The organism is Embleya sp. NPDC127516, from assembly GCF_044765325.1.
Lineage (GTDB): Bacteria > Actinomycetota > Actinomycetes > Streptomycetales > Streptomycetaceae > Embleya.
On record NZ_JBIWJT010000002.1, the window covers coordinates 499,858 to 525,669 of the forward strand.

General features: G+C 72.4%; 22 protein-coding genes. 14 read left to right on the plus strand and 8 right to left on the minus strand.

Going from position 1 to position 25,812, the window contains the following annotated elements; translation table 11 throughout:
* The first annotated feature begins 30 nt into the window (after positions 1-30).
* Entirely contained in the window at positions 31-849 is an 819-nt protein-coding gene (locus ACIRL2_RS04740) for a glutamate racemase (protein WP_402230138.1), read from the plus strand.
* A gap of 25 nt (positions 850-874) precedes the next feature.
* On the opposite strand, the gene ACIRL2_RS04745 is transcribed toward ACIRL2_RS04740, so the two are convergent.
* From ACIRL2_RS04745 to ACIRL2_RS04760, 4 genes are all read right to left on the minus strand, one after another.
* Positions 875-1,276: a VOC family protein gene (locus ACIRL2_RS04745; RefSeq protein ID WP_402230141.1), complete on the minus strand. Its 402-nt coding sequence runs from the start codon at positions 1,274-1,276 to the stop codon at positions 875-877.
* Between the two features lie 168 nt (positions 1,277-1,444).
* Positions 1,445-2,263: an ABC transporter permease gene (locus ACIRL2_RS04750; protein WP_402230144.1), complete on the minus strand. Its 819-nt coding sequence runs from the start codon at positions 2,261-2,263 to the stop codon at positions 1,445-1,447.
* Positions 2,260-3,366: an ATP-binding cassette domain-containing protein gene (locus ACIRL2_RS04755; protein ID WP_402230147.1), complete on the minus strand. Its 1,107-nt coding sequence runs from the start codon at positions 3,364-3,366 to the stop codon at positions 2,260-2,262. The genes ACIRL2_RS04750 and ACIRL2_RS04755 overlap by 4 nt, the downstream gene beginning before the upstream one ends.
* Before the next feature lie 382 nt (positions 3,367-3,748).
* Complete coding sequence (locus ACIRL2_RS04760) at positions 3,749-4,450, minus strand: PadR family transcriptional regulator (protein WP_395868170.1); 702 nt, start codon at positions 4,448-4,450, stop codon at positions 3,749-3,751.
* Between the two features lie 174 nt (positions 4,451-4,624).
* Here ACIRL2_RS04760 and ACIRL2_RS04765 point away from each other — a divergent pair, with 174 nt between their 5' ends.
* The gene (locus tag ACIRL2_RS04765; protein WP_402230150.1) at positions 4,625-5,776 is read left to right on the plus strand and encodes a serine hydrolase domain-containing protein; all 1,152 of its coding nucleotides are present in this window, start codon (positions 4,625-4,627) and stop codon (positions 5,774-5,776) included.
* Between the two features lie 154 nt (positions 5,777-5,930).
* Here ACIRL2_RS04765 and ACIRL2_RS04770 read toward each other — a convergent pair whose 3' ends face one another.
* Complete coding sequence (locus ACIRL2_RS04770) at positions 5,931-6,770, minus strand: NAD(P)H-binding protein (protein WP_395868167.1); 840 nt, start codon at positions 6,768-6,770, stop codon at positions 5,931-5,933.
* 126 nt (positions 6,771-6,896) lie between these two features.
* Entirely contained in the window at positions 6,897-7,391 is a 495-nt protein-coding gene (locus ACIRL2_RS04775) for an FBP domain-containing protein (protein ID WP_395868165.1), read from the minus strand.
* Between the two features lie 111 nt (positions 7,392-7,502).
* Between ACIRL2_RS04775 and ACIRL2_RS04780 the strand changes: the two genes are divergently transcribed.
* From ACIRL2_RS04780 to ACIRL2_RS04800, 5 genes are all read left to right on the plus strand, one after another.
* Positions 7,503-8,069, plus strand: coding sequence for a TetR/AcrR family transcriptional regulator (locus tag ACIRL2_RS04780; RefSeq protein WP_395868163.1), 567 nt, complete (start codon positions 7,503-7,505; stop codon positions 8,067-8,069).
* Positions 8,070-8,266: 197 nt separating this feature from the next.
* A complete protein-coding gene (locus ACIRL2_RS04785; RefSeq protein ID WP_395868161.1) occupies positions 8,267-8,794 on the plus strand; it encodes a DUF1697 domain-containing protein in 528 nt (175 codons plus the stop codon).
* 109 nt (positions 8,795-8,903) lie between these two features.
* Positions 8,904-9,545, plus strand: a complete 642-nt coding sequence (locus ACIRL2_RS04790) for an ArsR/SmtB family transcription factor (RefSeq protein WP_402230153.1) — start codon at positions 8,904-8,906, stop codon at positions 9,543-9,545.
* A gap of 239 nt (positions 9,546-9,784) precedes the next feature.
* Positions 9,785-10,534 carry an ABC transporter ATP-binding protein gene (locus ACIRL2_RS04795; RefSeq protein ID WP_402230155.1) on the plus strand — a complete coding sequence of 250 codons (750 nt, stop codon included), beginning with the start codon at positions 9,785-9,787 and terminating at the stop codon, positions 10,532-10,534.
* A 14-nt stretch (positions 10,535-10,548) separates the two neighbouring features.
* Positions 10,549-13,074: an FtsX-like permease family protein gene (locus ACIRL2_RS04800; RefSeq protein WP_402230158.1), complete on the plus strand. Its 2,526-nt coding sequence runs from the start codon at positions 10,549-10,551 to the stop codon at positions 13,072-13,074.
* A gap of 245 nt (positions 13,075-13,319) precedes the next feature.
* Here ACIRL2_RS04800 and ACIRL2_RS04805 read toward each other — a convergent pair whose 3' ends face one another.
* Positions 13,320-13,910 carry an NAD(P)H oxidoreductase gene (locus ACIRL2_RS04805; RefSeq protein WP_395868137.1) on the minus strand — a complete coding sequence of 197 codons (591 nt, stop codon included), beginning with the start codon at positions 13,908-13,910 and terminating at the stop codon, positions 13,320-13,322.
* Between the two features lie 48 nt (positions 13,911-13,958).
* The gene (locus ACIRL2_RS04810) at positions 13,959-15,047 is read right to left on the minus strand and encodes an NADP-dependent oxidoreductase (protein WP_402230161.1); all 1,089 of its coding nucleotides are present in this window, start codon (positions 15,045-15,047) and stop codon (positions 13,959-13,961) included.
* A gap of 183 nt (positions 15,048-15,230) precedes the next feature.
* Here ACIRL2_RS04810 and ACIRL2_RS04815 point away from each other — a divergent pair, with 183 nt between their 5' ends.
* The 7 genes from ACIRL2_RS04815 (at position 15,231) to ACIRL2_RS04845 (ending at position 25,812) form a co-directional block, all read left to right on the plus strand.
* Complete coding sequence (locus ACIRL2_RS04815; RefSeq protein ID WP_402230163.1) at positions 15,231-18,548, plus strand: AfsR/SARP family transcriptional regulator; 3,318 nt, start codon at positions 15,231-15,233, stop codon at positions 18,546-18,548.
* 564 nt (positions 18,549-19,112) lie between these two features.
* Entirely contained in the window at positions 19,113-19,469 is a 357-nt protein-coding gene (locus ACIRL2_RS04820; protein WP_395868132.1) for an arsenate reductase family protein, read from the plus strand.
* Positions 19,470-19,750: 281 nt separating this feature from the next.
* Positions 19,751-22,627 carry a Na+/H+ antiporter subunit A gene (locus tag ACIRL2_RS04825; protein WP_402230166.1) on the plus strand — a complete coding sequence of 959 codons (2,877 nt, stop codon included), beginning with the start codon at positions 19,751-19,753 and terminating at the stop codon, positions 22,625-22,627.
* On the plus strand, positions 22,624-23,418 hold the full coding sequence (locus tag ACIRL2_RS04830) for a Na(+)/H(+) antiporter subunit C (protein ID WP_402230168.1): 795 nt from the start codon (positions 22,624-22,626) through the stop codon (positions 23,416-23,418). Before ACIRL2_RS04825 ends, ACIRL2_RS04830 begins: the two co-directional genes overlap by 4 nt.
* On the plus strand, positions 23,415-24,986 hold the full coding sequence (locus ACIRL2_RS04835; protein ID WP_395868129.1) for a Na+/H+ antiporter subunit D: 1,572 nt from the start codon (positions 23,415-23,417) through the stop codon (positions 24,984-24,986). Before ACIRL2_RS04830 ends, ACIRL2_RS04835 begins: the two co-directional genes overlap by 4 nt.
* Positions 24,983-25,552, plus strand: coding sequence for a Na+/H+ antiporter subunit E (locus ACIRL2_RS04840; RefSeq protein ID WP_402230170.1), 570 nt, complete (start codon positions 24,983-24,985; stop codon positions 25,550-25,552). The genes ACIRL2_RS04835 and ACIRL2_RS04840 overlap by 4 nt, the downstream gene beginning before the upstream one ends.
* Positions 25,549-25,812: a monovalent cation/H+ antiporter complex subunit F gene (locus ACIRL2_RS04845; RefSeq protein ID WP_395868127.1), complete on the plus strand. Its 264-nt coding sequence runs from the start codon at positions 25,549-25,551 to the stop codon at positions 25,810-25,812. The genes ACIRL2_RS04840 and ACIRL2_RS04845 overlap by 4 nt, the downstream gene beginning before the upstream one ends.

Sequence of the window (25,812 nt, forward strand, 5' to 3'; positions counted from 1 at the left end):
GGGGGAGCGCGGGCGGCTAGGTTGGGCGGCATGCTTGTGGCGTTGATCGATTCCGGGATGGGGCTGTTGCCGACGGCGGGATGGCTGCGGCGGTTGCGGCCCGATCTCGACCTGTTGTTGTGTACGGACCCCGATCACATGCCGTGGGGCGACCGGAGTGAGGCGACGATCACCCGACGGGTGCTGGCCGCAGCGGAGCTGGCCGCCGAGCGCGGCGCCGACGGCATCGTGGTGCCGTGCAACACCGCCACCGTCACCGCGCTGGATACGCTGCGCGCGCGCTGCGAACCGGCCGTGCCGGTGGTGGGCACCGTACCGGCGATCAAGCCCGCCGCCGCGTCCGGCGCCCCGTTCGCGGTGTGGGCCACGGTCGCGACCACCGCGAGTGCGTACCAGGCCCGGCTGATCGAGGAGTTCGCCGCGGGCCGCACCGTGGTGCGGGTGGCCTGCCCCGGCCTCGCCGAGGCGATCGACCGGGCGGACCGGCCGGCCGTCGAGGCCGCCATCGCCGACGCCGCGCGCCGCACTCCCGCGGACTGCGCGGGCGTGGTGCTCGGCTGTACACACTATCCGCTGGTCACCGACCGGATCCTGGCCGCGCTGCCCGCCGGGGTGGGGTTGTACGACAGTGCCGAGGCGGTCGCCCGGCAGACGCTGCGCCGGCTGGGCCTGACCGAGGATCCGGACGCGGTGCCGGGCACGATCGAGGTCACGCTCAGCGGACGCCCCGGCACGCTGCCGCCGAACGCGCTGGCCTACCCGCTCGGCCGCGCGCTCGCCGAGGGCAGCCGGCCGGCGCCGCAGGGGTCGACCCCGGTCGGCCCGGCGGTGCGCGCGCAGCCTGCCTGAGCCGACGGGGCCGCGGCCTCGCGCCCTACGCGTTCCAGGTCCGGGTGCTGAGCACCAGGTGGTAGCCGTCGGGGTCGACGACGGTGACGCCGTACTTGTCCCAGTAGGGGTTGTGCGCGACGGTCCGGGTGCCGCCGGCGGCGACGAGGCGGTCGATCAGAGCCGGGTCGATCGGCTCGCCCAGATAGAGCACGAACAGGTCCTCGGCCGTGGGTGTGGGCGGCAGCGGGTTCTCCGGGTCGATGGTGAGCTCGAAGTGCCAGCCACCGCCCGAGAGGCCGACCATGACCAGGTCCCATTCGCCGGAGACGCGCTCGGTGGTGCGCCACAGGACTTCCAGGCCCAGGCCCTCGACGTAGAACCGCTCGGCGGCGGCCAAGTCCCGCGAGGGACGGGCGATTCGTACGTGTGTGTCGGTGCTGATCATGTGGGTGAGGTTAGCGGGCGGGTCCCCGCCCTCGGACAGGGTGTGTCTACCCCGGCTCGGCCGTCCGTCGGCCGTCCGTCAACCGTCCGCCGGCGTCCGGCGACCGGACGGAACGCATGGATCGGGCGAGCCGAGCCGGGGTGCGACACCCGCGTGCCTACCTACGCGCTAGACCGAGTTTCGATACCCGCGGAACGCGCGCGCCGACAGCCAGACCGCGAAGGCCGCCAGTGCGATCAGGGCCGCGCCGCGCTCGGCGACCATGGCCCAGTCGGGGTCCGCGCGCATCGCCGACCGGGCCGCCTCCAACGCCCAGTTCAGCGGATTGAACCGGGCGGCCTCGCGCATCCAGCCCGGCATCCGGGACGCGGGCATGAACGCCGAGGACAGGAACGTCAACGGCAACAGCAAAAACGTGTTCAGCGCGATCACCGTCTCGCGTTGCCGGGCGACCATGCCCAGGGCGTTGGAGAAGGCGCCGAAGACGGTGCCCAGCACCGAGGACCCCACGATCAGCACCAGGATCCCGGTGAGGCCACCCGGATAGTGCGCGCCGGCGAGCCGACCGAGGCCGATCATCACCAACGACTGGAACGCGGTCGAACAGCCCTGCGCCACGATGTTCGCGTTGATCAGCGCGCCGCGCCGGAGCGGGGTGACCAGGAAGCGGTCGAGCGTGCCCCGCTCGATCTCCTCCAGCATGCCCATGCCGGCCCACATGTTGGCCGAGACCGCGTTCATCACCACCACCCCCGGGACGAGGTAGTCGAGGTAGGACCCGGTGCCGAAGCCGGGCAGGTCGACGATGTCGCGGAAGAGTTGGCCGAAGAGGAAGAGCCAGATCACCGGCTGGATCAGGGTGATGACCAGGTAGGCCGGTTGGCGGGCGAAGACCCGGAACTGGCGGTCGGTCATGTACCAGGTGTGGGTGATCACCTCGCGCAGGCCGAGACCGCGTGCGGGGTTCGGCGCGGTGGTCGTCGTCATCGCGCTTCTCCCTCGCTGTCCGCGGTGTCGCCGATTCCGGCGGTGCCGGTGACGTTGGTGGTGCCGGCGCCGGTCGCGCCGAAGCGGCGGCCGGCGTGGCGCAGGTAGACGTCGTCGAGCGAGGGACGGGCCACGGTGACCGCCCCGACCCGGGCGCCGGCCCGGTCCAGCGCGGCCAACACCTCGGGTACGGCGGCGGCCCCGTCGTCCGCGCGGGCGTGCACCACACGGGCGTCGACGGTGATCTCCCGGACGCCCGGCACCCGGGCCAACACGTCCCGCACCGCCGGCCCGGCCGGATCGAGCAGGTCCACGTGCACCGCGTCGCCGCGCAGTTCGGACTTGAGCCGTTCGGGAGTGCCCTCGGCGACCACCCGGCCGCGGTCGACGATGGCCAGCCGCGCGGCCAGCCGATCGGCCTCGTCGAGGTAGTGCGTGGTGAGCAGGATGCTCAGGCCCTCGCCGGCCAGCCCGCCGATCTCGTCCCACATGTCGGCGCGGGCCTCGGGGTCGAGTCCGGTGGTGGGCTCGTCCAGGAAGAGCACCTCGGGGTGGTGCACCAGGCCCAGCGCCACGTCCAGCCGGCGCAGCATGCCGCCGGAGTAGGTGCGGACCGGGCGACGTGCGGCCTCGGTCAGGCCGAAGCGGTCGAGCAGGTGGTCGGCGCGCCGGCCGGGGTCGCGACCGCGCATGCCGAACAGGCGCCCGGTCAGGATCAGGTTCTCCCGGCCGGTGGCGGCCGGGTCGGCCCCCGAGCGCTGGGCGACCACGCCGATGGCCCGGCGGACTTGGGCCGAATCGCGGACCACGTCGTGTCCGGCCACCCGGGCCGAGCCGGAGTCGGCGGTCGCCAGAGTGGTGAGGATCTTGACGGTGGTGGACTTGCCCGCGCCGTTGGGCCCGAGCAGGCCGAAGACGGTGCCGGGAGCGACGCTCAGGCTCAGTCCGGCCAACGCCGGCACGCCCTCGGGGCGGCCCTTGAGGGGATAGGTCTTGACGAGGTCGTGCGCCTCGATCGCGGGCGCGCCGGTGCCGGCGACGCCGGTGTGGCCGGGCGCGCGACCGCCGTGGACGGTTGCCGCCGTCCGTGCGGTGTGCTCCATGACGGAGTGGATCCCTCCGGTCGACATTCGGTGCGGCGGAGCCGGATGGCTCGCCGACCTGCGACAAGAGGACCGGGGATACGATGAGTTCGGTGCACCTCGTACGTGCCGGTCCCTGTTGCCGCAGGGTTTCGGTTCGAGGTTCCCGGCCCCCGGAAGCGGTGTTCGAGCACCGTCCGGGGGCCTCTTCCTGGGTTGTTGCGGTATCGGATATGCCGGCATCACCGGCTTCGGGTTCGGCGCTCTCGGGCTCGATTCTCGGGGGGATTTCTCTCGGGGCGGTTCGGATCGGATTCGGCAGCTTCGGGGCCGGCAGTTTCGGGGCCGGCCGCTTCGGGTCCGGCCGCTTCGGGTCCGGTCGTCCCGGTCCGACGTGGTGGGATTACCGGGTGGGGTCGTCGTCGACGGCGGTCTCCCGGTGGTACGCGGCGCGTTCGGCGGGGGCGTGCTCCGGACTCGCGCCGTCCAGTTCGGCCCAGCCGGCCGGGGTCTCGCCGGTGGCGTGGAATCGGCGCCACTCGGCCACGCCGGACAACGAGCCGTCCGCGATCGCGGCGAGCAGGCCGCGCACCCACCGGCCTTCCGCCTCGGCCATGGCCAGTTCGTACTCGTTCTCGACCAGGAACACCGCCGGCAGGTAGCTCGCGAGCTTGTCCACCTCGGCGCGACCGTGCGCGATGTGCGCGTCGATGGCCTCGACGCGTCGCCGGAGCAGGTCGGTCACCTCGTCGGGAGAGAGCACGCCCATCAGGGACAGGGCGCCCTCGAAGCGCGGGAACTCGTGTACCCGGACCGAGAGCAGTTCGCCGAGCCATTCGCGCATCTCGGCGTCGCCGGTCTCGGTCACCGCGTAGGTGGTGCGCTCGGGCCGGCGGCCCTCGCGTTCGACCCCGGTGGCGGCGATCAGGCCGTGCTTCTCCAGGTTGCGGACCACGGTGTACAACGATCCGTAATTGATCTTGATGCTGTTGTCCTTGCCCCGACTGCGCAGCACCTGCGCGATCTCGTACGGATGGCGCGGCTGCTCGGCGACCAACACCAGTACGGCGAGTGCCAGCGTGCTGTCGACCTTGCGCCTCGCCATGGACCGCCTCCGGGGCCTCGATTACTCGTCATCGAATATATGACTGCGAGTAGTACGCGTCCAGGGCTCCCGCACAGTTGGCGGCAACGGATTCGCCCGTGCCCGGGATCGCCGGAATTTCCGCGTCGTTGCCCGGGGTTGGCGTTCGGTGAGGTTCAAGATCGAGGGGGAAACATGTCGAGCGGGATCGTGGTGTCGGGGAGCGTCGCGGCGGGGTTCGAGGAGGTCCGGGCGGAGTTCGCCGCCGTCCTGGCCGAGCTGCCGGACGAGCCGGGGGCCCAGCTCGCGGTGTACCGGGAGGGCCGTCGGGTGGTCGACCTGTGGGCGGGGGACCAGGTCACCGGGGACACGCTGACCCCGGTCTACTCGGCGACCAAGGGCGCCGCACACCTGGTGATGGCGCTGCTCGTCCAGGACGGCGCGCTGGACCTCAACCGCACCGTCGCGCACTACTGGCCGGAGTTCGCCGCGCACGGCAAGGGCGAACTCACCCTGCGCGAGCTGCTCGCACACCGTTCCGGTGCGATCGGCGTGGACGCCGGCTTCACCCGCGCGGAACTGGCCGACGACCGGCTGTCGGCCGAACGGCTGGCCGGACACCGGCCGTTCTGGAAGCCGGGCACGGCGTACGGCTACCACGCCTTCGTGATCGGCGCGCTCACCGGTGAGGTGGTGCGGCGGGCCACGGGGCGCTCGATCCAGGAGGTCTACGAGGAGCACGTGCGGGCGCCCTACGACCTGGACATGTACCTCGGCCTGCCCGCCGAGGCGCAGGTCCGCACGCTCGACATGTTGCCGATGGCGCCCACTCCCGCGCAGCGGGCGCGGATGAGCGCCAACGCGCCCGACCGGTTCGGCCGCACCGGCGTCGCCTTCAACCTCAACGCCGAACAACCCACCGACCTGGTCGAGTTCGCCAACTCGCGCGAGGTGCGGGCGCTGGGTCCGGCCTCCTCCGGCGGCGTCGGCAACGCGCGGGGCCTGGCCGGGATGTACGCGGCCGCGATCGCCGAGTCGGTCGGCCGGCCCGCGCTGCTCAAGCCCGAGACGATCACCGAGTTCGCGCGTGTGCACTGGCGCGGCACCGACCTGGTCACCGACGAGCACGACCACTTCGCGCTCGGCTTCGAGGCGCTGGGGGTGCGGTACCCGTTCCTGGGTGCCGACGCGTTCGGACACAGCGGCGCGGCCGGCTCCCTGGCCTTCGCCGCCCCGCACTCGGGCATCGCGTACGGCTACGCCCGCCGCCGCTTCGCCTACCCGGGCGGCGCGGCCCCGGAAAACACCCGCCTGATGCGGGCGGTGATCCGGGCGGCGAACGGCTGAGTGGAACCGTTGGGCCGGGTGCGGACATCGGCGCGGCCGGCGAGGGATCGCGAACGGCGACGAGCGGTCGGCCCGAGGCGGCCCGAGGCGGCCCGAGTCGACTCGGCCCGATCGCACGTCGTGTGGCGCTTGCGCCGGGGTCCGGGGTGTTCGGTCAGGTGAAGATGGGGGCGTGGTCGCGGGCCCAGGATTCGAACGTGCGGGGTGGGGTTTGGGTCAGGGCTTCGATCGTGGTGGTCACGAGTGCGGGCCCCGGGGGTGTGTCGGCGCCGGCGAGGAGGGCGTCGACCAGGGCGGGTGAGCGGCCGTCGGCAAGCATTCGGGCCCGCGCGTCGGCTGTCGGAACCGGCTCGAACCGTAGGTCACGGCCGATCGCCGCGCCGATCAGGTGGACCTGATCGGCGCGGCCGAGCACCTGCGGGCCGGTCAGGACGTACGTGGCGCCCGCGTGGCCGGGCTCGGTCAGGACGCGGACCGCGCAGGCGGCGACGTCGCGCTCGTCGACGATCGGCTTGGCGGGCAGGTCGGGGCCGCGTACGACGCCGGTGGAGCGGATCTGGCCGGCCCAGCCCAGCGTGTTGCTCGCGAGCGTGTCCGCCCGCAGGAACGTGCGTTCGGCGCCGGACCCGGTGACCACCCGCTCCATCCCGGCGTGCAGTGCGCTGATCGGATCGGCCTGCCGGTCGACGTCGTCGCGCACCCGCGAGGAGGAGAGGTAGACGACACGATCGGTGTGCGCCTTCACCACGTCCAGGACGCCGGGTGCGCCCTCGACGGTGAGGAAGGGCCAGATCAGGAACACCGCGTCGACCCCGGTCAGGGCAGGCCCCAGGGTGTCCGGTCCGGCCAGGTCACCGCGCACCACCTCGACGTCGGCCGGCAAGCCGGCCGCCTCGGGCCGGCGTGCCAAGGCGCGTACCCCGACCCCCGCGGCGAGCAGTTGATCCACCACCCGACGGCCGACGTTTCCGGTCGCCCCGGTCACCAGAATCATGTGCCGTCCCTCGCGATTCGCGGGTGGTGGTTCCACCCTCGTCGCCGACGATCCTGCAACCTCCACCGCACTTGAGGTCAAGGCGGCCGGGGCCGGTCCGGACCCCGTGAGAGGTGCGACCGTCGGCTACTCGATGATCTTGTCCAAAAAGGCGAACAGGTTGCCCCGGGTGCGCTCGACCTGCTCGTCCAGGGTCAGCGACTCCTCGAAACGCCCACCGGGGGCCGGCGCCTTGAGGCCGCGCACGTACAGCGAGCACGCGAGGTCGGTGCAGATGTACACGCCGACCGAGTTGCCGTCCCGGCCGGCCCGGCCGGTCTTGCGCGCCGTCATCAGCGAGACACCGCCGCCCGGGTGCGTGGTCAGGCACAACGAGCACATGCTGCGGTGCAGGTAGCCGCGACGCTGGGCGGGGAAGCGCAGGGTCACGCCGACCGGCGCACCCCGGTATTCGGTCACCAGGTAGGTGCGATCGGGCGCCCCCGGATCGCCCCAACCCAGGAAATCCAGCTCGGCCCAGGGGCGTTCGGCCAGGTCACGGGGTACGGGCAGGCGCTGGGCCTCACCCTTGGAACAATTGACGAACGACGTACGGATTGCCTGCTCGGTCAGTGGGTTCATGCGGCGGAAACTAACAGTGCCTAGGTATCCTAGGCAAATACCTAGAGGCTCTAGGAAGCTCTGGGAAGTACCGAGGGCGCGACGACCGGCGCCTCGACGGAGGAGTGGCGCGTGGCTCGAGCGGGACTGACGGCGGAACGGGTGACCCGCGCGGCGGCGGACCTGGCGGACGAGGTGGGGTTCGAGAACATCACCCTGACCGCGCTGGCCCGAGGCTTCGGGGTCAAGGACGCGAGCCTGTACTCGCACGTCAAGAACATCCAGGAGCTGCGCCTGGGGATCGCGATGCTGGCCGCCGACGAGTTGGCCGATCGCATCGGCTCGGCGGTGGCGGGCCGGGCGGGCAAGGACGCGCTGATCGCCTTCGCCCGGGCGTACCGGGAATTCGCCCTGGCGCGTCCCGGGCGCTACGCGGCCACCCAGGCGCGGATCGATCCGGCCCTGCTGGCCACCTCCGACGGCTACCGGCGCAACGTCGAGAGCACCTACGCGATGTTGCGCGCGTACGGCCTGGAGGAGCCGGATCTGACCGACGCGGGACGGTTGTTGCGCAGCGTGTTCCACGGCTTCGCGGTGCTGGAGGGCAACGGCGGGTTCGGCCACGTGCGCCGGCCGAGCGAATCCTTCGACCGGGCGGTCGAGGCGCTGCACGTGGCGTTGGAGAACTGGCCCGAGTGAATCGGTCGGGTCGATCGGGGTTCGGGTTCGGCTCGGGCGCCGGTCGTGGCGGCTCCGGCTCGGTTCCGTGGGTCCCGTTCGGATTCGGTCCGGTGCGCCTCGGCCCGGTGCGGTGTCCGTGGTGGTGTTCGGTTCGATCATGGTGCGTGGGGGACCGGCGTCCGAGCGGGTGGTCCCGGAGACGAAGGAGGCGCGTGGTGACGAAGTATGTGGCGCTGTTGCGGGGCGTGAATGTGGGCGGACACCGCCGGGTCCCGATGGCGGACCTGCGCCGCACGCTGACGGATTCGGGATACACCGAGGTCAGGACGCTGTTGCAGAGCGGAAACGTGGTGTTCGAGGCCGCGGAACAGCCGACCGCCGATCTGGTCGCGGCGATCGAGGCACGGCTGGCCGCCGAGTTCGGGTTCGGGGTGGACGTGATGGTGCGCAGCGGCGCGGAGCTGCGGGCGATGGTCGCGGCCAATCCGCTGGAGGTGCGCGAGCCGGCGAAGTTCGCGGTGGCGTTCCTGAGCCCGGCGGCCGACCTCGGTGTGCTCGCCGGGATCGACCCGGACGACTACGCCCCGGACGAACTGCGGGTGGGCGAGCGCGAGTTGTACATGTACTTCCCGGACGGGCTGGGCAAGGCCCGGCTGACGCCGATCCTGGCCCGCAAGCTCCGCGACACGGCCACCGTGCGCAACTGGAACACGGTGACCAAGCTGCTCGCGATGGTGGAGTGACGGCGACCGCACGAACGGCAGAGAAAGGGCCCGGCGGTCGGCTGCCTCCGGTTGCCGCCGGCCGTCGAAACCATTGCACAATTTCTTGTGCACAGATTATTGTGCACAGGTGACCAGGTCGCCGGAACGCCGAGACATCAGCGAACTCGAAGCGCTGAAGGCCCTGGCGCACCCCCGGCGGCAACGGATCCTTCGGGAACTGGAGGCGGGCGGGCCCGCGACGTCCGCGTCACTGGCCCGCGCGCTGGCGTTGAACACCGGCGCGACCAGCTACCACCTGCGGGAGTTGGCCCGGCACGGGTTCGTCGAGGACTTCGTGGACCCCGACGCACACGGGCGCGAACGGTGGTGGCGCGCCGTACGGCGGGATCTGCGGTTCCCGCCGCGCAGCGAGCAGAGCGAGGAGGTCCGGCCGGTCGTCGACGAGCTGAACCGCCTGGCCTTCGCGGCCGACTTGGAGGAGTACCGCGACGCGCAGAACCTGACCGAGGCCGAGGGGGGAATGGACGTGCCGTACTCGCGCGGGACCATTCACGTCACCTCGGCCGAACTGACCGAGTTCTTCGAGGAGTACATCGCCCTCCTCAACCGGTACAAGCGCACCGGCCCATTGCCCGCAGGCGCGCGCGCGATGCAGACCCGATTCCTCGCGTTCCCGACCCCGCCCGGGCTGCGGGACAAGGGCGATTCCGGGACGGAACCGGGGCCGGGGCCGGAGGCGACGGAGCCGGGTATCACCACCGGGCCTTGAACGGCTGCCCGGGCACGCCTGCGCGTGACCGGCGGGGACACCCCGGACCCGGCACAGAGCCGCAGGGCACAGAGCCGCAGCTTTGCGGAGCCACAGTTTCGCGGAGCCACGGTACGACCGGGCTCCCGATGCGCCGCGCGCCGGCGCCCGCGTCGGTGACTCCGGAGTCGGCCGGCCCGGCGCACCGCATGCGACCGGACACGCACCCCATCGGAAAAAGACAAGGGCGGCACCGCACCATGAGTTCGCACGACCAGATATTCGACGCCGTGTCCCTGACCGGAGTCGGACGCATCCACGGCAAGGGCACCGCCGCCGTCACCGCCCTGCGTGACGTCACCGTCGGCATCCGGCGCGGCAGCTTCACCGCCGTCATGGGGCCGTCGGGCTCCGGCAAGAGCACGTTCCTGCAGTGCGCGGCGGGCCTGGACCGGCCGACCAGCGGCACCGTGCGGCTCGGCGACACCGACCTGTCCGGGCTCTCCGAGACCGGTCTCACCGAACTGCGTCGCGAGCGGATCGGCTTCGTCTTCCAGGCGTTCAACCTGATGCCCTCGCTCACCGTGCTGGAGAACATCACGCTGCCGCTGCGCCTGGCCGGTCGCAAGTCGGATCGGGCCTGGTTGGCGGAGATCGTCCAGCGGGTGGGTCTGACCGGGCGCACCGAACACCGGCCCGCCGAGCTGTCCGGCGGCCAGCAGCAACGCGTCGCGATCGCCCGCGCGTTGGTCACCCGGCCCGAGGTGGTCTTCGCCGACGAACCCACCGGCGCGCTGGACACGGTCACGGCCAAGGAGGTACTCGCGCTGCTGCGCGACACCGTCGATGCGATGGGCCAGACCGTGGTGATGGTTACCCACGACCCGGTCGCCGCGTCCTACGCCGACGAGGTGCTCTTCCTCGCCGACGGCCGAATCACCGACACGCTCACCGGAGCCGGCGCGGATCGCATCGCCGACCGGATGACCCACCTGGGCGCGTGGGCCTGATGTTCTTCCTAGCCATGCGTACCCTGCGCGCCCGCAAGGGCGGCTTCATCGGCGCGTTCGTCGCGCTGGTGTGCGCGGCCGCCCTGGTCACGGCCTGTGGCGCGCTGCTGGAGACCGGCCTGCGCGGCGACATCCGGATCGAGCGCTACTCCGGTACCGACACCGTGGTCACCGCCGACCAGAACCTGCACTGGACCAAGCACAAGAAGGGCAAGACCAAGGTCAAGTCGAAGCCGCTGACCGAGCGGGCCTGGCTGGACGCGGCCGCCGTGGACAAGCTGCGCGCGGTACCCGGCCTCGAGGCCGTGGTCCCGGAACTGACCTTCTCGGCCCACGTGCTCACCGCCGGCGGCCGGGCCCTGGACACCGCCGACAACGCGTGGGGCCACGCGTGGGAGTCGGCCCGGCTGACCCCGTTCACGCTGCGCGCGGGTCGGGCGCCGACGGCGGCCGGCGAGATCGTGCTGGACGCGGATCTCGCCCGCCGGGCCTCGGTCGAGGTCGGCGGTACGGTCACCGTGCAGGCCGGTGCGGCCCCGGGGTCCTTCCGGGTGGTGGGCATCGCGGCGCCGCCCGGGCGGGACGCGCTGGCCCGGCAGGCCACCGTGTTCTTCGCCGACGCGGACGCCCGGCGACTGGCCGGGCATCCCGGACAGGTCGCCTCGGTGGGCCTGTTCACCGCGCCCGGCGCGAACCCGGGCACCGTGCGCGCGGCGGTGCGGGACGCGCTGGCGGGCACCGGCGCGCAGGTGCGTACCGGTACCGATCGCGGACCGGCCGAGTTCCCGGCGGCGGCCAAGGCCCGGGTGACCCTGGTCAGCCTGGGCGGTGCGCTCGGCGGTACCTCGCTGCTGGTGGCGATCCTGGTCGTGGTGGGCACGTTCGCGCTCTCCATCCAGCAACGCAGGCGTGAGATCGCGCTGTTGCGGGCGATCGGTGCGACGCCCCGGCAGATCCGCCGGATGGTGGGCCGCGAGGCGCTCGTGGTGGGCCTGATCGCGGGCGCGCTCGGCGCGTTCGCCGGGTTGGGGTTGGCGCGTTGGTTGCACGGGCGGTTCGTCGCGTTCGGCGCACTGCCGGACACGCTGGAACTGAGGCTGAGCCCGATCCCGCTGATCGGCGCGGTACTGCTGACGCTGCTCGCGGCCTGGACGGCGGCGCGCGTGTCGGTGCGTCGGGCCTCGCGGGTACGACCGACCGAGGCGTTGGCGGACGCGGCGATCGAACGACCGCGGTTGGGCGTCGCGCGCACGATCGGCGGTGTGGTCGCGGCCCTCGGGTACGTCGTACTCCTGCTGGTGTTGCGGACGTTGGACACCGAACCGAAGTCCACGCCGGTCACCTTCCTGACGGTGATCCTCGCCGCCGTCGCGACGGCGCTGCTCGGTCCGCTGCTCGCTCGCGCGGGCGTGGCCGTCCTGGGCTCGGTGGTCGGTCGCCTGTCGCCGATCAGCGGCTTCCTGGCGGCGCGGAACACGCGGGCCGCCGCGGAACGGGTGGCCGCCGTGGTCACGCCGCTGAGCCTGGCGGTGGCGATGGCGTCGACGATCCTGTTCACCCAGACCACGGCGAGTCATGCCGCGGGGGAGCAGGCGAAGGCGGGCACATCGGCCTCGTACACGCTGGTCTCGGGCCCCGGTGTGCCGGCCGCGGCGGCCGACGCGGTGCGGGCGGTGCCGGGGGTCGAGGTGGTGACCGAGGTGCTGCACTCGCTCGTCCGGGCCGGGCAGGACAAGTTCCCGGCCCAGGGCGTGACGCCGCGCGGGGTGGAGCGCGCGCTCGACTTGAAGACGCGCTCCGGTTCGCTCGCAGCACTGACCGAAACCACGGTCGCGGTCAGCGAACTGGCCGCCAAGACCAAGGGGGTCGGGGTCGGCGACGATCTGCGGATCACCATGGGCGACGGGGTGCAGGTCACCCTGAAGGTGATCGCGGTGTACGAACGCGGCCTGGGCTTCGGCGATCTGACCCTGCCTCATGCGGTGATGGCGGCGCACGTGGACCGGCCGGCGGCGGAGGCGGTGCTGATCTCCGGTACGACCGCGGTGTCGCGGGCGCCGTTGCAGCGGGCGATGGGCGAGTTCCCCGGGGTCCGGGTGCTGGATCGGGGCGAGGTCGAACAGGCGCGCCGGGATCAGGCCGGCACCCAGGCCCAGGTCAACTATGTCGCGATGGGGCTGATCATCGCGTTCACCGGGATCGCGGTGGTCAACACGCTGGTGATGGCGACTTCGGCGCGGCGGCGGGAGTTCGCGCTGCTGCGACTGGTGGGGACGACTCGTCGGCAGGTGTTGCGGATGCTTCGCTGGGAGACCGGGGCGGTGGTGCTGTTGGCGGCCGTGCTCGGGTCGGCGGTCGCGTATGCGACGTTGACGGCTTACAGCGTCGGGATGACCGGGAGTGCGTCTCCCTATGCGCCGCCGGTGACTTATGCGGCGGTGTTGGTGGCTGCGGGTGGGGTGGCGTTCGTGGCCACGGTCGTGCCGGGACGCGTAGCGTTGCGGGGGAATCCTGCGGACACGATGGGGTTGCGGGACTGAGTTGGCCTCATGCGCCGGCGGGGCTGGTTGTGCTCAAGCGCCGCACGGGCTGGGTGGCCTCAAGCGCCGGCCGGGCTACTTGGCCTCAAGCGCCGGCCGGGCTGGTTGTGCTCAGGCGCCGCACGGGCTGAGTGGCCTCGGACGCCGCACGGGCTGCTTGGGTTCAAGCGTCGGCTGGGCTGGGTGGTTCGGGTGGAAGCGCCGGTCGGGTCTTTGGGGCCCGGCCGGCGCTGTTGGGTTGGGGGTCAGGGGGTGAAGGTGGTGAGGACTTGTTCTGCTTCGGTGAGGAGGGTGGTGTCGTGGGCGCCGGTGGCTACCGTGTCGTAGAAGAGGTGGACTCGGGCGTTTTCGATGCCGCTGAAGTTGGTGATGCCGATTCGGAGGCGGCGGTCGAGGAGGTCGTCCCAGCCGCCCTTGGTGAAGTGTTCGTGGGAGTAGCCGGCCAGGCCGAGCCACAACATTCGTTTTCCGGCCAGGCGTGGGCGGCTGCGGCCGTAGGCAAAGCCGTAGTTCCATACCCGGTCGATCCAGCCCTGGAGTAGCGCGGGCAGCCCGAACCACCACACGGGGAAGACCACGACGATCGTGTCCGCGGCCTCGATCCGGGCCATCTGCGCGCGTACTTCCGGGCTGTAGTGCTTGTCCCGGTCGGCCCAGTCGGGTTCGTCCTCGACGGTCATCCGCGGGTCGAAGCCCTCGGCGTGCAGGTCGAGTACGTCCACGGTGTGGCCGTCGGCCAGCAGCCGATCCCGGACCCGCGCGGCGACCCGGGCGGTCAGCGAGTCGGCCCGGGGGTGGGCGAGGACGACGAGGGCGTGCGGCGCGTCGGTGGTCATATTGGGGCCTTCCTCGGTGGTGGTACCGGTCGGAGCGGTGGGGCCGGGTCAGTCGGCCAGGCGGACGAGCATCTTGCCGGTGTTGGCGCCGCCGAGTACGCCGAGGAAAGCCGCGGGGGCCTGCTCGATGCCCTCGAACACGGTCTCGTCGGTGCGCAGCGAACCCTCGGTCAGCCAACCGATCGCGCGCTCGGTGAACTCGGGGAACAGCGCGAAGTGGTCGGTGACCAACAGGCCGCGCAGGTTCAGCCGCTTGATGTACGCCTGGAAGAGGTTGCTCGGGCCGGGCACCGGCTCGGTGGCGTTGTAGCCGCTGATCGCGCCGATCAGCGCGAACCGGGCGCCGACCTTGGCGTTCGCGATGGCCGCCGCCAGGTGGTCGCCGCCGACGTGGTCGAGGTAGACGTCGATGCCCTCGGGCGCGGCCTGGGCGAGTTGGTCGCCGATCGCACCGGCCCGGTAGTCGAGCGCGACGTCGTAGCCGAAGTCGGTACGCAGCCGCTCGGCCTTGGCCGGGCCGCCGGCCGAGCCGATCACCCTGGCCGCCCCCAGCTTGCGGGCGATCTGGCCGGCCACGCTGCCGACCGCGCCCGCCGCGCCGGAGACGAACACCGTGTCGCCCGCTCGGACGGGGGACACTTCGGTCAGCGCCGCGTACGCGGTCAGGCCGGGGGTGCCCAACGCGCCCAGGTACGCCTGGGCGGGGACGGCGGAGGTGTCCAGGACGACGGCGCCGGCCGCGTCCACGACCGCGTACTCGCGCCAGCCGGCGAAGTGCGACACGGTCGCGCCGACCGGGACCGCGTCGGCACGGGAGGCGATCACCTCGCCGACCGCGCTGCCGTCCAGGACCGCGCCCAGCTCGAACGGCGGTATGTACGACTCGACGTCGTCCATCCGACCGCGCATGTAGGGGTCGACCGACATCCAGGTGTTGCGGATCAGGAGCTGACCCTCGCCCAGCGCCGGGATCGCGGCGGTGACCAGCTCGAAGTCGGCGGCGGTGGGGGTGCCCACCGGGCGGGCCGCCAGGCGGATCTCGCGGCCGGTGGTGACAAGGTTGCCGGCGGCGGCAGGGGCAGCGGCGGCGGTGCCGGTGGTGGCGGCGTCGGCGTTGGCGTTGGCGTTGACGGACATGGTGGGGCTCCCTGTTTCGGTGCTTCCCGGGCGCGGTGTGTGCTGCTCGGGGTGTCTTGTTCGGGCCGTCCCGAACTCGATGACACGACTGTGCCGCCGGCCGCGCACGGAATCCTGGGGGTCTACGCACGGGCGCCGGCGGTCCACCGTCAGAGGCCGGTTGACCTGCGCTAACGTGGCGGCATGCGCTTCGGGGTGATGGGTCCGCTGGCGGTGTGGACCGCGGACGGACAGCCGGTTCGCGTCCCGGAGTCGAAGGTGCGCGCGCTGCTCGCGGACCTGCTCGTGCATCGGGGCCGGGCGGTTTCGGCGGATCTGCTCGTCGAGGACCTGTGGGGCGCGGACCCGCCGGGCAATCCGGCGAACACGCTCCAGACCAAGGTCTCCCAACTGCGCCGGGCCCTGGAGGCGGCCGAACCCGGCGGGCGCGAACTGGTCGCCTACCGCCCGCCCGGCTACGAGCTGCGGGTCGAGGCCGGTGCGGTGGACGCGGACCGGTTCGCCGAGCTGACCGCGCGGGCGCGGGCGAGCGCCGACGCGCGGACCCGGGCCGGCTTGTTCGCGGACGCGCTCGCGCTGTGGCGTGGGCCGGCGTTCGCCGACTTCCGGGACGAGGAGTTCACCCGCGCGGCGATCACCAGGCTGGACGAACAGCGGCTGACCGCCCTGGAGGACCATGCCGAGGCGCGTCTGGAACTGGGCGAACACACCTTGCTCGCCGACGAGTTGGGTGAGCTGGTGGCGCTGCATCCGGTTCGGGAGCGGCTGCGTGCCGCGCATCTGCGCGCGCTGTACCGGTCCGGGCGGCAGGAGGAGGCGTTGGCGGGGTACGCCGAGCTGCGCGAGCGGTTGGCGGACGAACTGGGCCTGGATCCGGGGCCGGAGCTGGCGGCGTTGCAGCGGGCGATCCTGGCGCAGGATCCGGGGCTGGCGCCGGTTTCCGCAGCCGGCTCGGCGGCGGGGTCCGTGCCCGGCGCCGCGTCCGGGGCCGCACGGGTCGGCGCGGCGACGGGCTCGGTGGGTTCGTCGGCGGACCCGGCGGGAGGTTCGACGGGTGCGGCGGGGCGTGCGCGGTCCAACCTGCCTGCCGCGTTGACCGAGTTGGTCGGTCGGGAGGACGCGGTGTCCGAGGTCGGCAAGCTGCTCCGGGCCGCCCGGCTGGTGACCCTGACCGGCCCCGGCGGGGTGGGCAAGACCCGGCTCGCGCTGGAGTGCGCGGCCCGGGCGATGGACGACTTCCCGTTCCCGGACGGGGTGTGGCTGGTCGAGTTGGCCGGCCGGCGCGATCCGAGCGGCGACGACCTGGCCGATGCGATCGCCTCGGCGCTGGGCATCCGGGACGAGGTCGCGGCCGGCGCGGGACATGTCGCGGCCCAGTCGCGGACCCGGTTGGCGGACGCGCTGCGTGGCCGTCGGCTGCTGCTGGTCCTGGACAACTGCGAGCACGTGATCGAGCCGATCGCCGAGTTGGCGGACCTGTTGCTGCGGGCCGCGCCCGACGTGCGGATCCTGGCCACGAGTCAGGAACCGCTCGCGGTGGGCGGCGAGGCGCTGAGCGTGGTGCGGCCGCTGGTGGTGCCGGACGCCGGGGCGGATCCGGCGGCGTTGGAAGGGTCCACGGCGGTACGCCTGTTCGTGGCCCGAGCGGCCGCGGCGGCGCCCGGCTTCGTACTGGACGCATACACGGCGGACGCGATCGCGGCGATCTGTCGGCGTCTGGACGGGATCCCGCTGGCCCTGGAACTGGCCGCGACCCGGGTGCGCGGGCTCGGCGTTCACGGTCTCGCGGCGCGGCTGGACGACCGGTTCCGGGTGCTAGGCGTGGGTCGGCGCGGGGTGCCGGCCCGGCAGCAGACGCTGCGCGCGATGATCGACTGGAGCTGGGAACTGCTCGGCGCACCGGAACGGATCGTGCTGCGCCGGTTGGCGATTCACGCGGACGGGTGTGCTCCCGAGGCCGCCGAGGCGATCTGCTCCGGAGACGATGTGGCCCGGGTGGACGTGCTCGACCTGGTCGGTCGATTGGTCGACCGCTCGCTGGTGGTCGTGGTGGAGGGGCGGTACGGGCCCAGGTACCGGCTGCTGGAGTCGGTCGGCGCGTACTGCGTGGAACACCTGCACGCGGTGGGCGAGTTCGACGTGGTGCAGGCTCGACACGACGGCTATCTGGCCGAGTTCGTCGAGCGCGCCGGGCCGCGGTTGTACGGCCGCGATCAGTGCGAGTGGCTCGCGCGGCTGGACGCGGAGAGCGGGAACCTGCGCGCCGCGTCCGATGGCGCGGCCCGGCGCGGGGACGCGGGGCTCGCGTTGCGGTTGGCGGGTGGGGCGGCGTGGTACCGGTTCCTGCGTGGGCGCCACCGTGAGGCGTGGCGGGCGTTGGACGCGGCGTTGGCGGTCGAGGGTCGCGCGCCGGCCGCGTTGCGCGCGTCGGCGGGAGCCTGGCGGGCCGGGTTCGCGATGGTGATCGGCGACGGCAGCGATCTGGTACGGCAGAGCCGCGACGCGCTGGCGGCCTACGACGGGATCACGGAGGGGCGGGCGCGGGCCGAGTGGTTCCTGGGCCTGGCCCACCTGCACGTGGGGGACGCGGACGCGGGTGGCGAGCTGATCGATCGGGCCCTGGCGGGTTTTCGTGCGGCGGACGACGCGTGGGGGATCGCGGCGGCGTTGACCGGTCGGGCGAAGGCGGTGATGTTCCGCGGCGACCACGTGGCGGCCGGCGAGGCGGCGGCGGACGCCGCGGCGCGGTTCGCGGTGTTGGGCGAGCGCTGGGGGCTCGTCCAGGCGTCGGATCAACTCGCCTATGTGGCCGAGGTGTCGGGCGAATACGACCGGGCCGCCGAGCTGCATCGCGAAGGGCTGCGCGGGGCCGAGGAGTTGGGCCTGTGGACGGATGTGTCGTACCGGTGGTCCGGGCTGGGTCGGATCGCGTTGTTGCGGGGTGACTTCGGGTCGGCCGAGGAGTTCCACGAGCGGGCGCGTCGGCTCGCGGTCGAGCGGTCGGACCGGTTCGCGGAGGAGTTCGCGACGGTCGGGCTGGGGCTCGGCGCGCGACGTGCGGGGGACCTGGCGGGGGCCGAGCGGCACCTGCGCGGTGCGCTGGAGTGGAATCGTCGACTGCACGAGGACTACGGCGTGCCGTTCTACGGGGTGACGCTGTTGTTGGCCGAATTGGGCTTTGTGGCGGAACTGCGCGGGGACGCGGTCGGTGCGCGGGACCTGCACGAGGAGGGGTTGGCGGCGGCGCGGTCCTCGGGTGATCCTCGGGCGGTCGCGCTGGCGCTGGAGGGGCTGGCCGGGGCCGAGTCGATCTCGGGCCGAGCGGCGGAGGCGGCGACGCTCCTGGGCCGCGCGGAGGTGCTTCGGGCCTCCATCGGCGCGCCGTTGCCTGTCGGCGAACGCGGCGACGTGTCGCGGATCGCGGCGGCGGCCGGGAAGACACTCGGCCCTGCGGCCTATGCGCGGGCCTTCGACGAGGGCCTCAAGCGCGGGCCGGGCTGAGGGGTTCGGCGGGGCTTGGGTGTCGGTTGGGTTGGGTTGGCCTCAAGCGCCGGCCGGGCTGAGGGGTTTCGGCGGGCGTTGGGTGTCGGTCGGGTTGGATTGGCCTCAAACGCCGGCCGGGCTGAGTGTCGTTGGCTGATTTCGAGCTGGTGCCGTGGGGCGTGTTGGGTTGGCTGCAAGCGCCGGCCGGGCTGAGGGGTTTCGGCGGGCGTTGGGTGTCGGTCGGGTTGGATTGGCCTCAAACGCCGGCCGGGCTGAGTGTCGTTGGCTGATTTCGAGCTGGTGTCGTGGGGCGTGTTGGGTTGGCTTCAAGCGCGGGCCGGGTTGAGGGGTTCGGTGGGGCTTGGGTGTCGGTTGGGTTGGGTTGGCCGCAAGCGCCGGCCCGGCTGAGGGGTTTCGGCGGCTCGATCGAAGCCGACGTTGCCTGATGCCTTGCCGAGGAGACCGAACGTGGATGGTCGGGGGTTGGCCAACGGGTTCTCGGGCACCGGCCTGACTGTGGGGTTCGTGGGTGCTGGGTGGTTGGGAGGGTGGGGTTTTGGTGGGGTAGTAGCGTCCGGGGGTATGGAGATTTGGGTTAATCCTGCGTGTTCGAAGTGTCGGTCCGCGTTGTCGTTGTTGGATGAGGGGGGCGTCGAGTACACCGTGCGGCGGTATTTGGAGGAGCCGCCGAGTGTGGATGAGCTCGAGGCGGTGTTGGGGCGGTTGGGGTTGGAGCCGTGGGACATCACGCGTACCGGTGAGGCGGTTGCGGGGGAGTTGGGGATGGGGACGTGGGGGCGTACGACCGGCGATCGCGGGCGCTGGATCGCCGCGTTGGCGGAGCATCCGATTCTGATCCAGCGGCCGATCATCACCGCCGACGACGGCGCCACCGTGGTCGGGCGCACGCCGGAGGCGGTGCGCTCGCTGCTCGACTGAGGTGGTGACGCGTTCCCCCTCGGGACGGCGCGCCGCCGCGGTGGGGTGTGTTTTCCATCCTCTTTCGGGCTCCTCGCTGCGCTCGCCGCCCCGGCGAAACGCCCACGTGGAACCACTGGGCGGGCGCTTCGCCGGCACTCCGACGCACGGTGCCGGACGCCACGGAGTCCGACGGGGGATGGAAGGCACGCCGTAGGGCCGATCGCCGGTGCGGGTGGAAAAACGAGGGACATATGCCCGATTAGTGCTGATTTGGGCGTAATGCACCATAACGTAGCGTCATGATCTTCTCGGTGGCCTCGTACTTCGTGGTCGCGGCGATCGCCCCGTGGCTGATTCGACGCCTCGGGCGGAACGCCTTTCTCGTGCTCGCCGCGCTCCCGGTGGCGACCACGGGGTGGGCACTGGCCCAGGCCGCCTCGGTGTTCGACGGCGAGCCGGTGGTCGAATCGCGCCCGTGGATCCCCGAGCAGGGCGTCTCCCTCGCGTTTCGATGCGACGCGCTCGCGCTGCTGATGGTGTTCCTCGCGGCCGGCGTGGGTGTTCTGGTCCTGGTGTACTGCGCGCGCTACTTCGCCGCGGACGAGCCCGGGCTCGGCGCGTTCGCCGGAGTCCTGGTCGGCTTCGCCGGCGCGATGATCGGACTGGTCACCACCGACGACCTGATCCTGCTGTACGTGTTCTGGGAGCTGACCACGGTCTTCTCCTACCTGCTGATCGGCCATCGCAGCGAGCACCGGGGCTCGCGCCGGGCCGCGATGCAGGCACTGACCATGACCACCTTCGGCGGACTGGCGATGCTGGTCGGGCTGATCCTGCTCGGCGAGCGGGCGGATACCTACCGGCTCTCCGAGATCCTCGCCGACCCGCCCGGCGGCACCGTGGTGACCACCGCGATCGTGCTGATCCTGGTCGGCGCGCTGTCCAAGTCGGCGATCGTGCCGTTCGGTTCCTGGCTGCCCGCCGCGATGGCGGCGCCCACCCCGGTCAGCGCGTACCTGCACGCGGCCGCGATGGTCAAGGCGGGCGTGTACCTGGTCGCCCGCCTGGCCCCCGGCTTCGCCCAGGTCATGCCCTGGCGGCCGATCGTGCTGATCGCCGGCTGCGCGACGCTGCTCCTGGCCGGATGGCGGGCGCTGCGCGAGGACGACCTCAAACGAGTGCTCGCCTACGGCACCGTCAGCCAACTCGGCCTGCTGATCGTGGTCACCGGCGCGGGCAACCGGGACGCGGCGCTCGCCGGCATCGCGATGCTCGTCGCACACGCCCTGTTCAAGGCCACTCTGTTCCTGGTGGTCGGCATCATCGACCACGCCGCCGGCACCCGGGATCTGCGCCGACTGTCCGGCCTGGCCAAGGCCATACCGATCACCTGCGTGGTCGCGGTGGTGGCCGCGCTGTCCATGGCCGGGCTGCCGCCGATGGTCGGGTTCGTCGCCAAGGAGGCCGTGTACGAGGCGTTTCTGCACCGGGGCCGCACCGACTCCATCGTGCTGGGCGTGCTGGTCGCCGGCTCCGCGCTGACCGCCGCGTACAGCCTGCGCTTCGTCTGGGGCGCCTTCGCCCGCAAACCCGGCGTACCCACCACCGGCTGCGAACCGTTCGGCGGACTGCTGCTCGGCCCCGCGCTCCTGCTCGGCACCGGCTGCCTGGTGTTGGGCCCGGCGGCAGCGTCGCTGGACCACTGGATCTCGTCGTACGCCGACGAGTTCCCGGCCGAAGGGACCGACTACCACCTGGCCCTGTGGCACGGCCCGGGTACCGCGCTGTACCTGTCCTGCGCCGCGATCGGCGTGGGCATCGTGCTGTTCCTGGCCCGCGAGCCGGTGGTGCGCCTGCAACTGGCCACCGCGCGGATCGAACCCTCGCGGCTGTACGACGCGCTGGTGCGCGGTGTGGACCGAGGCGCCCTGCAACTGACCGGCACCACGCAGCGCGGCTCGATGCCGGTCTACGTCGGGGTGATCCTGCTCAGCCTGATCGCGACCACCGCCTCGATCGCGCTCGCCCACCTCCCGCTGCCCTTTCCGCATCCGCCACGCTGGTCCGACTCGGCCGCGCAGGTCGTGGTCGGCGTACTGGTCGCCGCCGCCGCGCTGATCGCCGCCGGCACCCGGGACCGGCTGCCCGCCGTACTCCTGGTCGGCGTCACCGGCTACGGCTGCGCGACGCTGTTCGTCCTCCAGGGTGCCCCCGATCTCGCGCTCACCCAAGGACTGGTCGAGACGGTCAGCGTGGTGGTGTTCCTGCTGGTGCTGCGCCGACTCCCGCGCCGGTTCGCGAACACCACCCGGCCGGGGCGCCGGGCCGTGCACATCGGCTTGGGCGTGCTCACCGGTGTGGTGCTCGGGGGCGTCGCGATCTCCGCGTTCGCCGCGCGCACCCACCCGCCGGTGTCCCAGGCGTTCGCCGCCGCTGCGAAGGAGGCGGGCGGCAAGGAGATCGTCAGCGTCCTGCTCGTGGACATCCGGGCCTGGGACACGATGGGCGAGATCGCCGTCCTCGCGGTCGCCGCGATCGGCGTGACCAGCCTGATCTTCGTGCGCCGGGCCCACGGCCTGCCGCGACCCGGCGACGGGGCACCGAACCCGCCGACGCCGCCCGGCGGGACCCACCCGCCGGGCGAGCCGGACCCGGCGGCAGAGCCGATCCCCGGGCCGGTCGTGGTCGGCACGCTCGCCCCCGAGCGGCGCACGGTGCTCTTCGAGACGGTCGCGCGGGTCGCCTTCCCGACCGTGCTGGTGTTGTCGCTCTACTTCCTGTTCAGCGGCCACTCCACACCCGGCGGCGGCTTCGCCGGCGGGATCACCGCCGGCCTCGCGCTGCTCCTGCGCTACCTCGCGGGCGGGCGTTACGAACTGGCCGAGGCCGCGCCGTTGCCCGCCGGGCGGCTGCTCGGCGCGGGCCTGGTGATCAGCGCGGGCGCCGGCCTGGTCGGCCTGATCGTGGGCGGCTCGGCGCTGCGCAGCACGGTGGTAGACGCCACGCTGCCGCTGTTCGGCGACGTGCACATCGCGACGTCGGTGTTCTTCGACATCGGCGTCTACCTGCTGGTGATCGGCCTCGTGCAGGACGTGTTGACCGCGCTCGGCGCGGAGCTGGACCGACGCATCGAACAGACCCGGGACCGGGACGCCGAACGGACGGTGATCGTATGAAGAGCCCGACGATGATCCTGGTACTGACCGCCGCCGTCCTGGTGGGCGTCGGGGTGTACCTGGTGCTGGAACGCAGCCTGACCCGGGTCCTGCTGGGCGTGGTGCTGATCGGCAACGGGGCCAACCTGATCGTGCTCGCCGGCGGTGGTCGCGCGGGCGGCGCGCCCGTGCTCGGGGTGACCTTGCCGAGCGCGATGAACGATCCGCTGCCGCAGGCGATGGTGTTGACCGCGATCGTGATCACGCTCGCGGTGACCGCGTTCGTGTTGTCGATGGTGCACCGGCACTGGGAACTCACCGGGACCGACGAGATCCAGGACGACGCCGAGGACCTGCGCGTGGGGCGGCGTGCCGAGCGGGGCAACCTGCGCACCGAACACCGGCGGCTGCGCCGCGAGTTGCGCAGGCAGACGGCGGAGCGTCGGGCAGTGGTGCGGCGGCTGGCGGTGGAGGCCCGGGCGAACTACGCCGACGAGTGTCGACGGCTGGGCGTGGACGAGCGAGGGCAGGGCGGCCGGCCCGAGGCGCAGCGGATCGTGGGCGAGCGGCGCGAGGAGCTGAAACTGCGGCTGCGCGGGATCAAGTCCGAGCACCGCATCCAGCAGGCCGAACTGCGGGCCCGTTTCCGGCGGGCGCGGCGCGAGCTCAATCGGCAGGCGCGGGCCGAACGGGCTGCCGTCGCCCGCGCGGACAGCGTGGTGGACGCGGTGCCCGACACCGAGTTCCCGCGCCGCGTCGATCCAACGGGCCGAGTCCGTGACGAGCAGGGCCGGAACAGGCCCCGCCGATGAATCATCTGGCGCCGCTGCCGGTCTTGTTGCCGCTGTTCGGCGCCGGGCTCAAGCTGGCGATCGGCGCCCGACTGCCGCGCGGCCAGCGGGTGATCAGCATCGGGGTGCTGACCGCGGTTCTCGGCGTGGCGATCGCGCTCCTGGTGGCCGCGGATCGGGACGGTCCGGTGGTGGCCAGGCTGGCCGGATGGCCCGCGCCGACCGGGATCGTGCTGGTCGCGGATCGGCTGTCCGCGCTGATGCTGGTGGTCTCCTGCGCGGTCACCCTCGGCGTCCTGGTCTACTCGATCGGCCAGGGCCGTGCGGACGAGGACGAGGCCACGCCGCTGTCGGTGTTCCACCCCACGTACCTGATCCTGGTCGCGGGGGTGGCGGACGCGTTCCTGGCGGGCGACCTGTTCAATCTGTACGTGGGCTTCGAGGTGTTGCTCGCGGCCAGCTACGTGTTGTTGACCGTGGGCGGCACCGCCGCCCGGGTGCGCGCGGGCGCCGGCTACGTGGTGGTCGGCCTGCTGTCCTCGATGGTGTTCCTCGCCGCGATCGCGATGGTCTACGCGGCGACCGGCACGGTCAACCTGGCCCAGCTCGCGGTACGGCTGCCCGAGGTGGATCCCGGCGTGCAACTGGTGCTGGAATCGATGTTGCTGATCGGATTCGGGGTCAAGGCGGCGGTGTTCCCGCTGTCCGCGTGGCTGCCCGACTCGTACCCGACCGCGCCCGCGCCGGTGACCGCGGTGTTCGCCGGACTGCTGACCAAGGTCGGTGTGTACGCGATCATCCGGGTGCAGACGTTGCTCTTCCCGGACGGACATCTGCGCGCACTGCTCCTGGTGGTGGCCGCGTCGACGATGATCGTCGGCATCCTGGGCGCGATCGTGCAGAGCGACCTGAACCGACTGTTGTCCTTCACCCTGGTCAGCCACATCGGCTACATGGTGTTCGGCATCGCGATCGCGAGCGCGGCGGCCCTGGCCGGCACGGTGTTCTACGCGATCCACCACATCACCGTGCAGACCTCGCTGTTCCTGGTCACCGGGCTGATCGAGCGGCGCGGCGGGAGTACCGACCTGGGCCGGCTCGGCGGGCTGGTGCGGCTGTCGCCGGCGCTCGCGGTGTTGTTCTTCGTACCGGCGATGAACCTGGGCGGGATCCCGCCGCTGTCCGGATTCCTGGGCAAGTGGCTGCTGTTGCAGGCGGGCGCGGAGAGCGGCACGCCGGCCTCGTACGTGCTGATCGGCGCGGCGGTGGGGACCAGCCTGTTGACGCTGTACGCGATGGCCCGGGTGTGGGGGCAGGTGTTCGGCAGTTCGCCGGACACCTCGGGTGCGACCGCGTACTCCTCCGGCGCGAGTCTGAGCGGGCGTGATGTCGCGGCCACCGGCGGGGCATTGCCGCGCGCGATGACGTACGCGACCTGCGCCCTGGTCGCGGTGGGGTTGGCCTTCACGGTGCTGGCCGGTCCGCTGGTCGCACTGGTCGATCGCACGGGTGTGGAACTGGTGGGCCGGGTCGGCTATGTCGACGCGGTGCCGCTGCCGGGCGGGTTCGAACGCGGGGCGGGCCGATGAGCGCGACCCGGATTCGGGCGGTGTCCCGGCGCGGGCGGATCTCGCCGCTGTTGGTGGTGTGGTTGACCGCCGTGTGGGTGGCGCTGTGGGGCACGCTGACCGTCGCCAACGTGCTGACCGGGATCGTGGTCGCGGTGCTGCTGTCGGGACTGCTGCCGCTGTCGTCCGGTCGGGGCAGGCTCGCGTTCCGGCCGTGGGGGCTGGCCCGGTTCGTGGCGATGTTCGTGGGTGACCTGGTGATGTCCTCGCTGCGGGTGGCGTGGCAGGCGTTGTGGCCGGGCAGGTTGCCGCGCAGTTCGGTGGTGGGGGTCGAGTCGGCCACCCGCTCGGACGTGCTGCTCACGCTCACCGTGCTCGCGCTGAACGTGATGCCCGGCAGCATCGTGATCGAGATCCGTCAGGGCCGGCCGACCACGCTGTTCATCCATGCCCTGGGCGCCGATACGCCGGCCTCGGTGGCGGCGGCCCGGCGGGCGGTGGTGCGCCTGGAGGCCCGGGTGGTCGCCGCGTTCGGTACCCGTGCGGAACGCGGCGTGTCCGCGGCAGACCCCGGAGGTGGTTCATGAACGCGTTCGTCGGCGGTGCCGTGATCGTATTGCTCGGCGGGGCCGCGGTGGCGGCCCTGATCCGGCTCGTGCGCGGGCCGTCGACCCTGGACCGGGCGGTGGCGGTGGACATGCTGCTCGCGGTGGTGTTGGCCGCGATCGCGGCGGAGGCCACCTTGAACCGACACACCACGACCGTGCCGGTGCTGCTGGCGCTGGCCCTGGTCGGCTTCCTGGGCTCGGTGTCGATCGTGCGCTTCTCGGCCCGCGAGGACGGCTGA